Consider the following 13,194-nt stretch of genomic DNA (forward strand, 5'->3'; position numbering starts at 1 on the left):
GCTGGGCCCGTCGTCTTCGTCGCGCTCGCCGCGCCGCAGCTCGCCCGGCGGCTCACGCGTTCGGCCGGGGTGACGATGGGGGCCTCGGCGCTCATGGGCGCCGTCCTGCTGACCGTCGCCGACCTGGCCGCCCAGCGCGTCCTCGCCCCCACCCAGCTGCCCGTCGGCGTGCTGACCGCCGCCATCGGCGGCACGTACCTCGCATTGCTCCTGCGAAAGGACCGCCACTGATGGCCCGTTTGTCAGGCACCGATCTCACACTCGCCTACGACCAGCGCGTCGTGGCGGCCGACCTGAGCGTGGCGATCCCCGACGAGTCCTTCACCGTGATCATCGGCCCGAACGCCTGCGGCAAGTCCACCCTGCTGCGCGCCCTGGCCCGGATGCTCAAGCCGAAGTCCGGCGCCGTCCACCTGGACGGGAGCGTGATCACGTCGCTGCCGTCGAAGGAGGTGGCGCGGCGGCTCGGCCTGCTCCCGCAGAGCTCGGTCGTGCCCGACGGGATCACCGTCGCCGACCTGGTGGCCCGCGGCCGCTACCCGCACCAGCGGCTCATGCGCCAGTGGTCGCGCGCCGACGAGGCGGCCGTGTCCGAGGCCATGCGCGCCACCGATGTGGCGGAGCTGGCCGACCGGATCGTGGACGAGCTGTCGGGCGGGCAGCGGCAGCGGGTGTGGCTGGCCATGGCGCTGGCCCAGGAGACGCCGATCCTGCTGCTGGACGAGCCGACCACGTTCCTGGACATCTCCCACCAGATCGAGGTGCTGGACCTCTGCGCCGACCTGCACGAGGCCGGACGCACCATGGTGGCCGTCCTGCACGACCTGAACCAGGCCTGCCGGTACGCGACCCACCTGATCGTCATGCGGGCCGGCGAGATCGTCGCGGAGGGGGATCCGACGGAGATCGTCACGCCTGAGCTGGTGCATCGGGTGTTCGACCTGCGCTGCGAGATCATCCCGGACCCGCAGTCCGGCACCCCGCTCATCGTCCCCGAATCCCGCCGCCGCATCTCCACCTCCGCCTGACCCACCACCCCTGCGACGACCGGCCAGCGGGCCGCGCGGTGGGGTCAGGAGGTGGTGGTGAGGGCGGCGGCGAGGGTGGTGATGGCCGTGGCCGCACGGGCGGGGCCGTAGGCGTCCTTCAGGGCCGCGGCCGCCTCCGCGCCCATCGCGGCCAGCAGCGTGTGGGACAGCGGGTCGGCGTCGCAGCCCGGGCGGCACTCGGCCAGCAGGATCGCCACGTGCCGGTGCCAGAAGCGGTAGGCCCCAATCCGGTAGCGAGCCCCCGGGCTGGCGGTCTCCGACATGCGGACCAGGTCCAGGTGGGCGAAGAGATAGTCGAGGTAGGCGGCCACGAAGGCGGCCAGCCGCTCGGACGCGGGAGCCCCGGGCCCGAGGGGCGGCGGGCCGGACAGGACGCGCTGCTGCAGGTCGCGTTCGCGATCGTCCAGGAGTGCCACGGCGAGCCCCGACTTGTCGCCGAAGCGCCGGAAGAGCGTGCCCTTGCCCACCCCGGCCTCCGCGGCGACGGCGTCCATCGAGACCGCCTCCACCCCCTTCTCCGCGAACAGCCGGGCGGCCGCGGCCAGCACCTTCTCCCGGTTGCGCGCCGCGTCCGCCCGCTCTTTCACCGGCTGGCCGACCAGAAGCTCCAGGGACTCCGACATGATTCGGACTCTAGTCCATTTTCAGTGCCCGCCGGCACAGCCGGAACGCGCCGTTGGACGTGGAACGGACGGCCGTCCTGGGTGACCCTCAGCCGGACAGACACCACACTGGGGGAGTCTCATGGACCACGCCGGACGGATGCCGGCCCGCGCCGACCCTGCTCAGAGTGCTCCGCAGCGGCGCACAACGAGCAGTGCCAGTGCCCGCGTGACCTCGCGCAGCTCCCTCAGCTCGACCTGTTCCCTGGGGGCGTGCGCGTATCGCACGTCCCCGGGGCCGTAGTGCAGGGTCGGGATCCCGCCGGCCGCGTACAGCCGCAGGTCGCTCCCGTACGGCGCCGCCGCCTCGGCGGGCCGCGCGCCCGTGACGTCGGCGACGGCCCTGCCGACCTCGTCCAGCAGCGCGTGCCCGGCGGGCAGCCGGCCGCTGGCGAACTGGCCGCCGGGCCACGTCACGACCGGCGGGTTCGCGCGCAGCCAGGGATCGGCGACGCCGGCGACCGCCTCCTCGAACGCGGCCCGCGCCGCCGCCGGGTCCTCGTCCAGCCGCACCCCGAGCCGGCCCTCGGCGACCAGCAGGTCGGGCACGGTGCTGGCCCAGTCGCCCGCGCGCACGGTGCCGACCTCGATCGGGTACGGCGCTCCGTCGCCCCGGAAGAGGCCGGGCCGAGAGGGATCGGGAACGTCCCGGTTGCGCTCGGTCTCCAGCCGCCTGATCGCCTCGAACACCGGCCAGAACGCCTCGACCGCGCTGACCCCCTCGTGCCGCGTGGCCCCGTGGGCGGCCCGACCGGCGATCTCCAGCCGGAACGTCAGCGCGCCCGCGTTGGCCGTGATGACCGCGCCGCTGGTGGGCTCGGTGATGACCGCGGCCTGCGCCGTGTGCCCCCGGGCGAGCGTGGCGAACGCGCCGAGCCCGCCGTCCTCCTCGCTGATCACGCAGTGCACGGCCAGCGGCCTGGCCAGCCTGATCCCGGCCTTCTTGATCGCCCGCGCGACGGCCAGGTTCGCGACCAGGCCCGCCTTCATGTCGCAGGCGCCCCTGCCGTGCAGCACGTCGCCGGTGATCCGGGCGGCGAACGGGTCGTGCCCCTCCCACTTGGCCAGGTCACCGGTCGGGACGACGTCCACGTGGCCCTGGAGCGCCAGCGCCGGCGATCCCTCGCCCTCGGTGACGGCCACGACGCCGTAGCCCTCGCTCCTGGGCGCCTCGGTGCCGGGGAAGCCGGGGCGGGCGGCCAGGCCGGCGAGGTCGAGTTTCCAGACGTCCACGTCCATGCCGGCCTCGGTGAGCAGGCGGGCGAAGCGGTGCTGCAGCTCCGACTCGGCGTCGGTGCCGGTCACGCTGGGGACGCCGACGGTCTCGGCCAGCAGGCTCACGGTCTCGACCTCGTCGATGGCGTTCAGGACGCCGGCCTCCACGTCGCGCATGGAGCACACCTTACTCATGAACCCGAATCGCGCTTTGTGGCGATACAAGGCGTGCGGACATGGGTGAGCTGGATCGTGGTGGTGCCGTTCGCGGGGTGGGCGGCGGTGCGGTTGAGCGGGTTCGAGCCGGACTGGCCGTGGGTGCCGGTGGTGGCGTACACGCCGTACGCGGCACTCGCGACGGTGGTGATCCTGGTGCTGGCCTGCCTGCTGAGGCAGTGGGCGGCCGGAACGGTCGCGCTGGTTTCGGTGCTGGCGCTGACGCCTGTCTTGCTCCCCCGCGCGCTGGCCGACGGCAACCCCAAGGCCGGCGGGCCGACGCTGCGGGTGCTCGCGGCGAACCTGCTGGTGGGGCGGGCGGACACAGCGGACCTGATGGCGCTGGTCACCGCTCTGCGGCCGGACGTGCTGACGTTGCAGGAGTTCACGCCGGATGCCATGCGGCGGCTGAACGAGGCGGGAGTGCGCAAGGTGCTGCCGTACGCCGTCACGCGCCCGCTGGAGGGGGTCGGCGGGTCGGCGGTGTACGCCCGGTATCCGCTGAAGGCCGGTGCGACGATCAAGTACGGCGGGTTCGGGCAGGCCAGGGCCTGGCTCACGTATCCCGGCGGGGCGCGGGTGGAGATCGTATCCGTGCACCCGTGCGCCCCGAAGCGGATCGGGCGGCAGCCGTGCTGGCAGGCGGGGCTGGAGGCACTGCCGCGGGCGGGCAAGGAGCTGCGGGTGCTGGCGGGCGACTTCAACGCCACCCTCGATCACCTGCCGGTGCGCGAGCTGCTGGCGAGCGGTTACCGGGACGCGGCCGACGTCATGGGGCGGGGATTCGTGCCGACCTGGCCGCAGGAGGGCTCCGACCAGAACCTGCCCGGCGTGCCGATCGACCACGTGCTGGCGGATTCACGGATGGCGGTGCGGGACTTCGAAGTGCTGCGGTTGGGGCACACCGACCACCGGCCCGTGTTCGCCGAGCTCAGGCTGCCGTGATCGCGCTTCCGGAGTCTCGGGGGTGTCCTGACTCGTAAACTTGGGCTGTGGTTGAGCCCAAGTTCGAAATTCAGATGCTGCACGACCGGGTCATGATCAGGCTGGAGCCGGAGGCACAGGAGCGGCGCAGCGGCTCCGGGATCGTCATCCCCGCGACGGTCAAACTGGCCAACCGGCTGGCCTGGGGCGAGGTGTGCGGCGTCGGTACGAACGTGCGCTCGGTCAAGGTGGGCGACAAGGTGCTCTTCAACCCGGAAGACCAGTCCGAGGTCGAAGTGCACGCGCAGGTCTATCTGGTGATGCGCGAGCGCGACCTGCACGCGGTGGCCACCCAGGAGACCGACCACGGCACCGGCCTCTATCTATGATCCTCGGGTGAAGGAGAGCCAGAGTTCCGCGGTCCACGTCGTACGGGGCAGTTCCGCGAGCACGCGTGTCGTCTTGCCGGTCAGGTCCAGCACCACCAGCCGGTAGGCGGTGCCGCGCGCCACGACGGCGATGACGTGGCTGTCGTCCCACCAGCCGAACAGCGCCTCCGGCCGGGCGTTCACCCGCTGGGCGATCTTGCCGGTGGCCGGGTCGACCAGGCAGAGCTGTTCCTTGAAGCGTGCCGGGCACCAGGTGGTCAGGCGGGTGCCCGACGGCGAGAACGAGTCCTCGGGGCCGGTCGGCAGGCCGACGCCGGCGTAGGTGCGCAGGACCGCGCCGTCCAGGGCCCGGTAGACGCGCAGGCCGGTGCCGTACATGGAGACGAGGTTGCCGTCGGGGCTCCACCAGAAGCCCGCTTTCGCGCTCAGGCCGGTGACCCTGATCGTGCGGGCGGTCTTGGCGGCCACGTCCACGACGGTGTAGCCGATCACGCGCCACGTGCCGCTGGTCTTCTGCTCGACCGTGAGCGCGACCCGTTTCCCGTCGCGGGACCAGGAGGCGTAGGAAGCCGTCAGGGGCTTCTTGACCGTGCGGATCCGGCCGGCGGCGCCCGTGGTGCGGTCGGTGACGATCAGGGAGTCGTAGCCCGACCGGTACGCCCTGGGCACGCCCGCCGTCAGCCGGCCGCCGGGCGCGACGGACACTTCGGACAGCGCCTGTTGCCAGGTGAACGTGCTCCCGGTCGTGGACCTCAGGTAGGTGCGCTTGGTGCCGAGGCCGTAGGCGGTCAGGCGTACCGGATCACCCGTTGTTTCGCGATATTTCACACCTGCGGTCCCGGGGAGGACGAGGTCCGCCCGGGCGGCGGGACCCGCAAACCCCGCGGACGCGTGGCCGGAAAGCGTTAAGGACAGCGCGATGGCGATTTTGGCGATCACGCCCGCAGAATAGGCAGGAAAGCGCGGAATATCGGTCCGGTATACCGGACCGATCTATATGTGACCCCGGACGAACGCGATCGCGTCGAAGCCGAGCGTGAGCAGGCCGAAGTAGACGATCACCGCGGCCGCGGCCACCGTCACGACGAGCACGACGACGCGCACCAGCCAGCCCTGCCGCTTGTACCACTCCATCCAGGCGTGCAGCGTGCGCTTGCCGAACTCCAGCACCCTGCGGGCCCAGTGGAACTCCACGGCCAGCACCGCCAGCCCCGCGAACACGACCGCCCACCCCGGCCCGGGGAAGGGCACCATGATCAGCCCGGCCACCACCATGACGGTCCCGATCACGCCGAACACGATCTTCAGCGTGAGCGCGCCCGTGCGCGTGGACCTGATCCCGTCCAGCCACCCGTGAAGGCCCGTACGGCGCTCGGGCATGCTGGAATGCTCGGCGGCCTCGCCCTTGAGCATGTCGGCGTCGCCGGTGTCGGAGTTCTGAACCTGCACAATTCCCCCCCGGCAGTCGGTGTGCCATCCAGGATACGGGGCCTCACTAGGTGCCGACTTGCAGGCGACTAGCAAGGCCTGAAACCCTCCGAACGGCAAAATTTGCCGCCAGAAGAGGCTACTTACGGCAAACATCGGTTAATGTCTGCTATGCCCGAGGTCTTGCTTCGCACCGTCACCGGCCCTGTACGAGCCGCGGCCATCACCGGCCCCGTACTCCCCCACGAGCACCTGCGTACCGACATGCGCTGGGCCGTCGGCATCGACTCGGACCCGTACCGGTGGCTCGACGAGGAGCAGGCCGTCACCGCCGAGCTCCGCGAGCTGCGCCAGGCCGACGGCCTCGGCCTGGTGGTCGACCTGACCTGCATGGGGATGGGCCGCGACGCCGCCGCCCTGGCCCGCATGGCGGCCGGCAGCCGGGTGCCGGTGATCGCCTCGACCGGCCTGTTCGCCGAGCCGTTCACGGACGTCGGCGACGCGGACGTGGACACGCTCACCGCCCGCCTCATGGACGAGATCCTCAGCGGCGTGGACGACATGGGCGTCTTCCCCGGCGTGATCGGCGAGGTCGGCACCTGGGGAGCCGAGCCGACGCCGCGCGAGGAGCGCTGCCTGGTCGCCGCCGCCCGCGCCTCGCTGAAGTCGCGCCTGCCCGTCGCCACGCACGGCGCGCACGCCCCCGCGCTCCTGGAGATCCTGCTCGGCCAGGGCCTGCCGGGCTCCCGGGTGGCCGTCGGCTACGCGGGCACCGACCTGGGCGCGGCCAGGAAGATCGCCGAGGCCGGCGCGTACGTGAGTCTGGGCGTGCTCGGCCTGGGCTTCGACCAGGCGGCCAGGATCGCGCTCGGCCTCATCGAGGACGGCCACGCGGAACGCCTGCTGATCAGCACGGGCCTGAGCCGGGTGGCGCAGCTGCGCAAGTACGACGGGCCGGGCTACGCGCACCTCTTCCACGCGCTGCTGCCGCGCCTGCGCGAGGCGGGCGTCGGCGAGGACACGATCGGCCTCATCACCACCGCGAACCCGGTGCGCTGGCTCACAGCCGGAATGGCTTGACCCCAACCAATGTCAAGGTTGCAGACTCGCCTGCATGACCTTCACACCAGCGGAACTTGACTACCTGTCCTCGCAGCACCTCGGCCGGCTGGCCTCCGTGTCGCCCGGCGGGCAGGTGCAGAACAACCCGGTCAACTTCTTCGTCGACGCCGGGACCGGCACGATCACCATCGGCGGGCACGCCATGGGCGCGTCCAAGAAGTTCAGGAACGTCGGGCAGGGCAGCACCGTCGCGCTCGTCGTTGACGACCTGGCCTCGGTCGATCCGTGGGTGGTGCGCGGCATCGAGATCAGGGGCACGGCGGAGGCGCTGACCGACGTCGACCCGCCCGTGCCGTACTTCTCGAGAGAGATCATCAGGATCACCCCGAGGAAGATCACCTCGTGGGGGCTGGACGGCCCGCGCCAGACCCGGAACCTGTGAAAGCTCGCTAGGATCGGGGCAACACGAACCTTGGCCGGGTGGGGATGGTGACGGAGCAGACGCACAGGGCCGGCCGCCTGCGCCGGCCGCTCGCCGCCCTGTCACGCCTGACCCGGGTCGGCGACATCCCTGTCGTGATCATGCTGGCGTGGGCGGGCTGGCTGGCCGTCCCGTGGTCGTTCAGCGGCCTCGCCCAGGCCCGCGCCGCGGCCGCTGCCGCCGCGGCGGAGGCCGAGCCGCCGCCGTTCTCCACGGAGTCCGTACGCGCCGAGCCGCTCTTCACCGGATCCGCACGCGCTGAGTCGCCAGCCCTTTTCGCCGCGTCCGCCGGCGTCGAGCCGGCGGCGTGGGGGATCCCCGCCGCCCAGCCCCACCGGCTCACCACGGTGCGTTCCACCGACGGTGCCGGGCCCGACCTGCTGGCGGCGGAGCGGGCCAGGATCGCCGGCGAGGTGCACGACGCGGCCGGGCACGGGCTGGCGGCCATCGCCATGCAGGCCGGGATCGCGCTCGTCACCCTGGACGACGACCCCGAGCAGGCACGCGCCTCGCTGCGGGCGATCAGGGAGACCAGCACGACGGCGCTCGCCCAGCTGCGGGCGGCGCTCGACGGCATCGACCCGCCGGGGGCCGACCTCGCCGGGCTGATCGACGGCGTGCGGGCGGCGGGCGTGCCGGTGGACGTCGAGCCCGCCGACCTCGCCGTGCCCGCCCATCTCCAGGCCGCCGTCTACGGGGTGGTGCGCGAGTCGCTGACCAACGTCCTGCGCCACGCGGGGCCCACCAGGGCGCTCGTGCGGGTGGGCGGGGGTCCGGGCGAGTTCGTGGTGGAGGTGGCCGATCGGGGTGTCGGCCGTACGGGCGCGGGCGAGGGGCGCGGGCTGGCCGGGATGCGCGCCAAGGTCACCGAAGCGGGCGGCCATCTCGCCACCGGACCGCGCGAGGGCGGCGGCTTCCAGGTGACCGCCCGGTTCCCCCGGACCTCCGCGTGACCACCCCGGACGACACGGCTGCCCCGGACGGCGCGATCCCCTTGGACGGCGCAACCGTCCCGGACGGCGCGACCTCCCCTGAAGGCATGGTCAGGGTGGCCGTCGCCGACGATCAGGCGGTCGTACGGATGGGGCTGCGGGCCCTGCTGGAGCGCGCGCCCGGGATGGAGTGCGTGGGCGAGGCCGCCGACGGCGCCGCCGCGCTCGCGCTGATCCGCCGCACCCGCCCCGACGTCCTGCTGCTCGACATCCGCATGCCCGGCATGGACGGCCTGGCCGTGCTGCGGGCCATCGCCGACGACCCCGAGCTGCGCGCCACCAGGATCGTCGTGGTGACGACCTTCGCCGTCGACGAGTACGTCTTCGCCGCCCTCCAGGCCGGCGCCAGCGGCTTCCTGCTCAAGGACAGCGCCCCGGAGGAGCTGGTCAACGCCGTACGCGTGGTGGCCGCCGGGGAGGCGCTGCTGTCACCGGCGATCACGAAGAAGGTCATCGGGAGGTTCGGGCGGCACGGCACCGAGCCGGTCGAAGGGCTGGAGACGCTCACGCCCCGCGAACGGGAGCTGGTGGCGTGGGTGGCCACCGGCCGGTCGAACGAGGAGATCGCCAAGGAGCTGGTGATCAGCCCCGACACCGTCCGCACCCACGTCAGCCGCGCCATGCTCAAGCTGCATGCCAGGGACCGGGCCCAGCTCGTGGTCTTCGCCATGCGAGCCGGGCTCAGCGTGTGACTCAGCGCAGGAAGCCTTCGTAGTTGCGCTGCTGGAGCTGGGACTCGATCTGCTTGACGGTGTCCAGCCCCACCCCGACCATGATCAGCACGCTCGTCCCGCCGAACGGGAAGTTCTGCTGCGTACCCGGATCCCGGAGGATCGCGAACGCCACCAGCGGCAGCAGCGCCAGCACCCCCAGGTAGAGCGCCCCGGGCGCGGTCAGCCGGGAGAGCACGTACGCCAGGTATCGCGCCGTGGGCCCGCCCGGCCGGATCCCGGGAACGAATCCCCCGTAGCGCCGCATGTTGTCCGCCACCTCCACGGGGTTGAAGGTGATCGACACGTAGAAGTAGGCGAAGGCGACGATGAGCAGCACGTACACGCTCATGTAGAGGGGATGCGTCCCCGAGGTCAGGTTGAGCTCCACCCACGTCCGCGCCGAGTCCCCCAGCAGCGGCGCCACCAGCGTCGGCAGGTACAGCAGCGAGGAGGTGAAGATCACCGGCACGATCCCCGCCTGGTTCACCTTCAGCGGGATGTAGGTGTTGGTGCCGCCGTACATCCGCCGCCCCACCATCCGCTTCGCGTACTGCACCGGGATCCGCCGCTGTGCCTGCTCCACGAACACCACGGCCGCCACCAGGCACAGCCCGGCCGCCATCATCACCACGAAGCTCACCGGGCTCATCACGAAGATCTTCGCCATGTACCCCGGGAAGACGGCCACGACCTGCGTGAACATCAGGATGGACATGCCGTTCCCGATGCCCCGGTCCGTGACCAGCTCGCCGAGCCACATGACCACGCAGGCCCCGGCCACCATGGTCAGCACGATCACGGCCACGGGCAGCAGCCCCTCGTCACGCAGCAGCGGCTTCGCGCACCCGGGCAGCAGCTGCCGGGATCGGGCGAGCGCGACGATCGTCCCGGCGTTCAGCACGGCGAGCCCGACGGTCAGGTACCGCGTGTACTGGGTGATCTTCGCCTGGCCCCGCTGCCCTTCCTTCCTGAGGGCCTCCAGTCTGGGCACCGTCACGGCGAAGAGCTGCATGATGATGCTGGCCGTGATGTACGGCATGACGCCCAGCGCGAACACCGACAGCTGCAGCATCGCGCCCCCGCTGAGCATCTGCACCATGTCGAACAGCCCGCCCCTGGCCGACCCCACGCACTCCCGTACGGCCACCACGTCCACCCCCGGGGAGGGCATGAGCTGCCCGAGGCGGAACAACGCGATCAGTCCCAGCGTGAACAGCAGCTTCTTACGCAGCTCCGGCACCCGGAACGCCCTGGTCAAGACGGTCAGCATGGTCAAGAAGTCTGACCTGGGCGGCGCCCGGGGTCGTCCGCCGAGACGAGGCACCCGCGTACGCAAATCCGCGTACGCGGGTGTCAGGACGGCAAGGCGGTCAGGACGGCACGCGGTAGTCGTCGTCGCGGGCGTCCAGGATCGCCATGTGCCCCGGCAGGTGGCCGATCGCGTACTCGACGCCGCTGGCCATGACCGCCGCCTGCGGCGTCACCCCGCACGCCCAGAACAGCGGCACCTCCCCCTCCCGCACCTCGACCGGATCGCCGAAGTCCGGCCGGGCCAGATCGTGGATCCCGATCCCCGCTGGGTCCCCGGCGTGCACCGGCGCCCCGTGCACCAGCGGATACTGCCCGCTCACCTCGATCGCGGTCTTCACCAGCTCGCCCGGCACCGGCCGCATCGACACGACCAGCGGCCCCGACAGGCTCCCGGCCGCCGTGCAGGCGACGTCCGTGACGTACATCGGCACGTTCGTCCCCAGCTCCAGGTGCCGCACCGGCACCCCGGCCGCGAGCAGCGCCCGCTCGAAGGTGAAGCTGCACCCGATGAGGAACGGCACCAGGTCGTCCCGCCACCGCTCCACCACGTCGCCGAGGTCCGCGACCGGCTCGCCGTCGCGGTAGAGCCGGTATCCGGGCAGATCGGTACGGAGGTCGCCGGGGAACAGCGGCGTGGACCAGGCGCCCGGCTCCCCCACGTCCAGGACGGGGCACGCCTGCGGGTTGAGCTGGGCGAACAGCAGCAGCTCGTACCGCAGCCGCCGGGGCACGGCGATCAGGTTGGCCTGCGTCCACCCCAGGCACCACCCCGCCGTGGGCACGCGCTCGCCGGCGCGGAAGCGCTCCCGCGCCTGCGCCGGGCTGAGATCGGCGACGTCCACACCTCGACAGTACGCCCGCGTGGCAGGTCCGCGTGATGCCGGACGTTTCCGGGGTAGCGGGCTTGCCGTGCGTCTCGACGTTAACCTCCTCGACTACGTCCTCATCGCCATCTACTTCGCCACCGTGCTCGCCATCGGGTTAGCCGCCCGCAAACGGATCAGCTCCAGTCTCGACTTCTTCCTCGCCGGGCGCGGCCTGCCCGCGTGGATCACCGGGCTCGCGTTCGTCTCGGCCAACCTGGGCGCGATCGAGATCCTCGGCATGGCGGCCAACGGCGTGCAGTACGGCGCCATGACCGTGCACTACTACTGGATCGGCGCCGTGCCCGCCATGGTGTTCCTCGGCATCGTGATGATGCCCTTCTACTACCGTTCCAAGGTCCGCAGCGTCCCCGAGTTCCTGCGCAAGCGCTTCAACGGCGCCACGCAGCTGCTGAACGCGATCACGTTCGCGGTCGCGCAGATCCTCATCGCGGGCGTGAACCTCTACGCGCTCGCCCTGGTCATGGAGGCGCTGCTGGGCTGGCCGCTGCCGGTCTCGGTGGTGGTCTCGGCGGTGATCGTGCTGGCGTACATCACGCTCGGCGGGCTCTCCTCGGCGATCTACAACGAGGTCCTGCAGTTCTTCGTGATCCTCGCCGGACTGATCCCGCTGACCGTGCTCGGGCTGATCAAGGTGGGCGGCTTCTCGGGGCTGGCGGACAAGGTACGGCAGAGCCCGCTCGGCGAAGGCGGCCTGCACACGTGGGCGGGCACGGCGGGCGACAACCCGATGCACGCGCACTGGATCGGGATCGTGTTCGGCCTCGGGTTCGTGCTGTCCTTCGGGTACTGGACCACGAACTTCGCCGAGGTGCAGCGGGCGCTGTCGGCCAGGAACACGAACGCGGCCCGGCTCACGCCGATCATCGCCGCGTACCCGAAGCTGTTCATCCCGCTGGTGACGGTGCTGCCGGGGATGATCGCGCTGGTGCTGTTCAGCGGCTGGGGGGAGGGGCAGCCGTACAACAACGCGATCCCGATGCTCATGCGGGACCTGCTGCCGAACGGCGTGCTCGGGGTCGCGGTGACCGGGCTGCTGGCCTCGTTCATGGCGGGGATGGCGGCCAACATCAGCGGGTTCAACACGGTGTTCACCAACGACATCTGGCAGTCGCACCTGCGGCCGGACCGCGACGACGGCTACTACGTGCGGGTGGGCCGGATCGCGACCGTCGCGGGCGTGGCGCTGGGCGTCGGGACGGCGTTCATCGCGGCCGGGTACTCCAACATCATGAACTACCTGCAGGCCCTCTTCTCGTTCTTCAACGCGCCGCTCTTCGCGACGTTCATCGTCGGACTCTTCTGGCGGCGGATGACGCCGTGGGCCGGCTTCTGGGGACTGCTCGCCGGCACGCTGGCGGCCTTCGCGTCGTACATCGCGTTCAAGGCCGGGATCGTGGACTTCGGCACCGAGCTGAACGCCAGCTTCTGGGGCGCGGGCCTGGCGTTCGTCGTGGACGTGATCGTGTCCGTGGCGGTCACGCTGGTCACCACGCCCAAGCCCGCCGAGGAGCTGCGCGGGCTCGTGTACGGGCTCAACGCCACCGACCTGGAGGACGACGCGCTCGCGGGCGACGCGCGCTGGTACCGCTCGCCGGTGCTGCTCGGCACGGGCGCCCTCGTCCTGGCCGTTGTGATGTACGGGGTGATCCTGTGAGTGACATCCGGATGGTGATCGGCGGGTTGTTCCTGGTGTACGGGGTGATCCTCGTCGTCGCAGGGGCGCTCGGGAGCGCGATCAACCTGTGGACCGGCCTCGCCATGGCCGTCTTCGGCGGCGCGTTCGTGGCCTGGGCCCGAGCCAGACGCCTCTGACCGCCCTCTCCGGGCCCCGGCCCTGACCAGCACCTTTCATGGCCCCGGCCCAG

16 protein-coding genes are annotated in these 13,194 nt (G+C 71.6%); 10 read left to right on the top strand and 6 right to left on the bottom strand.

The genetic code is table 11. The features are described 5' to 3' along the window. A partial coding sequence (locus ACWDX9_RS10900; RefSeq protein WP_449951657.1) for an iron chelate uptake ABC transporter family permease subunit occupies positions 1 to 231 on the top strand: 231 nt, incomplete at its 5' end. Beyond that, the gene (locus ACWDX9_RS10905) at positions 231 to 1,028 is read left to right on the top strand and encodes an ABC transporter ATP-binding protein (protein ID WP_355206402.1); all 798 of its coding nucleotides are present in this window, start codon (positions 231 to 233) and stop codon (positions 1,026 to 1,028) included. The genes ACWDX9_RS10900 and ACWDX9_RS10905, both read left to right, overlap by 1 nt. Before the next feature lie 44 nt (positions 1,029 to 1,072). Here the strand turns inward: ACWDX9_RS10905 and ACWDX9_RS10910 are convergent, their stop codons facing one another. Both ACWDX9_RS10910 and ACWDX9_RS10915 read right to left on the bottom strand, forming a co-directional pair. Further along, positions 1,073 to 1,672 (bottom strand): TetR/AcrR family transcriptional regulator, encoded by a 600-nt coding sequence (locus tag ACWDX9_RS10910; RefSeq protein ID WP_449951661.1) that lies wholly within the window; start codon positions 1,670 to 1,672, stop codon positions 1,073 to 1,075. Between the two features lie 162 nt (positions 1,673 to 1,834). Beyond that, positions 1,835 to 3,103, bottom strand: coding sequence for an ArgE/DapE family deacylase (locus tag ACWDX9_RS10915; RefSeq protein ID WP_449951663.1), 1,269 nt, complete (start codon positions 3,101 to 3,103; stop codon positions 1,835 to 1,837). Between the two features lie 51 nt (positions 3,104 to 3,154). On the opposite strand from ACWDX9_RS10915, the gene ACWDX9_RS10920 reads away from it, so the two are divergent. After that, on the top strand, positions 3,155 to 4,087 hold the full coding sequence (locus ACWDX9_RS10920) for an endonuclease/exonuclease/phosphatase family protein (protein ID WP_449951666.1): 933 nt from the start codon (positions 3,155 to 3,157) through the stop codon (positions 4,085 to 4,087). Positions 4,088 to 4,134: 47 nt separating this feature from the next. Beyond that, positions 4,135 to 4,455, top strand: coding sequence for a GroES family chaperonin (locus ACWDX9_RS10925; RefSeq protein WP_363963178.1), 321 nt, complete (start codon positions 4,135 to 4,137; stop codon positions 4,453 to 4,455). Here ACWDX9_RS10925 and ACWDX9_RS10930 read toward each other — a convergent pair. Both ACWDX9_RS10930 and ACWDX9_RS10935 read right to left on the bottom strand, forming a co-directional pair. Continuing rightward, positions 4,450 to 5,394 carry a hypothetical protein gene (locus ACWDX9_RS10930; RefSeq protein ID WP_449951669.1) on the bottom strand — a complete coding sequence of 315 codons (945 nt, stop codon included), beginning with the start codon at positions 5,392 to 5,394 and terminating at the stop codon, positions 4,450 to 4,452. The genes ACWDX9_RS10925 and ACWDX9_RS10930 overlap by 6 nt on opposite strands. Positions 5,395 to 5,448: 54 nt before the next feature. Further along, on the bottom strand, positions 5,449 to 5,904 hold the full coding sequence (locus ACWDX9_RS10935; protein WP_449951672.1) for a TIGR02611 family protein: 456 nt from the start codon (positions 5,902 to 5,904) through the stop codon (positions 5,449 to 5,451). A 150-nt stretch (positions 5,905 to 6,054) separates the two neighbouring features. On the opposite strand from ACWDX9_RS10935, the gene ACWDX9_RS10940 reads away from it, so the two are divergent. From ACWDX9_RS10940 to ACWDX9_RS10955, 4 genes are all read left to right on the top strand, one after another. Then, the gene (locus ACWDX9_RS10940) at positions 6,055 to 6,963 is read left to right on the top strand and encodes a phosphotriesterase family protein (RefSeq protein WP_449951674.1); all 909 of its coding nucleotides are present in this window, start codon (positions 6,055 to 6,057) and stop codon (positions 6,961 to 6,963) included. A 34-nt stretch (positions 6,964 to 6,997) separates the two neighbouring features. Beyond that, on the top strand, positions 6,998 to 7,387 hold the full coding sequence (locus ACWDX9_RS10945) for a PPOX class F420-dependent oxidoreductase (RefSeq protein ID WP_449951676.1): 390 nt from the start codon (positions 6,998 to 7,000) through the stop codon (positions 7,385 to 7,387). Between the two features lie 44 nt (positions 7,388 to 7,431). Then, positions 7,432 to 8,379: a sensor histidine kinase gene (locus ACWDX9_RS10950; RefSeq protein WP_449951854.1), complete on the top strand. Its 948-nt coding sequence runs from the start codon at positions 7,432 to 7,434 to the stop codon at positions 8,377 to 8,379. 86 nt (positions 8,380 to 8,465) lie between these two features. Continuing rightward, positions 8,466 to 9,110: a response regulator gene (locus ACWDX9_RS10955; protein WP_449951857.1), complete on the top strand. Its 645-nt coding sequence runs from the start codon at positions 8,466 to 8,468 to the stop codon at positions 9,108 to 9,110. Position 9,111: 1 nt separating this feature from the next. Here ACWDX9_RS10955 and secY read toward each other — a convergent pair whose 3' ends face one another. Next, the gene (gene secY / locus ACWDX9_RS10960) at positions 9,112 to 10,401 is read right to left on the bottom strand and encodes a preprotein translocase subunit SecY (protein ID WP_449951679.1); all 1,290 of its coding nucleotides are present in this window, start codon (positions 10,399 to 10,401) and stop codon (positions 9,112 to 9,114) included. 100 nt (positions 10,402 to 10,501) lie between these two features. Beyond that, entirely contained in the window at positions 10,502 to 11,284 is a 783-nt protein-coding gene (locus ACWDX9_RS10965) for a putative hydro-lyase (protein ID WP_449951682.1), read from the bottom strand. Positions 11,285 to 11,351: 67 nt separating this feature from the next. On the opposite strand from ACWDX9_RS10965, the gene ACWDX9_RS10970 reads away from it, so the two are divergent. Beyond that, on the top strand, positions 11,352 to 12,983 hold the full coding sequence (locus ACWDX9_RS10970) for a sodium:solute symporter family protein (RefSeq protein ID WP_449951684.1): 1,632 nt from the start codon (positions 11,352 to 11,354) through the stop codon (positions 12,981 to 12,983). Then, entirely contained in the window at positions 12,980 to 13,141 is a 162-nt protein-coding gene (locus ACWDX9_RS10975; RefSeq protein WP_363963164.1) for a hypothetical protein, read from the top strand. Before ACWDX9_RS10970 ends, ACWDX9_RS10975 begins: the two co-directional genes overlap by 4 nt. Positions 13,142 to 13,194 lie beyond the last annotated feature (53 nt).

The sequence above is a fragment of the Nonomuraea sp. NPDC003201 genome, from assembly GCF_053590415.1.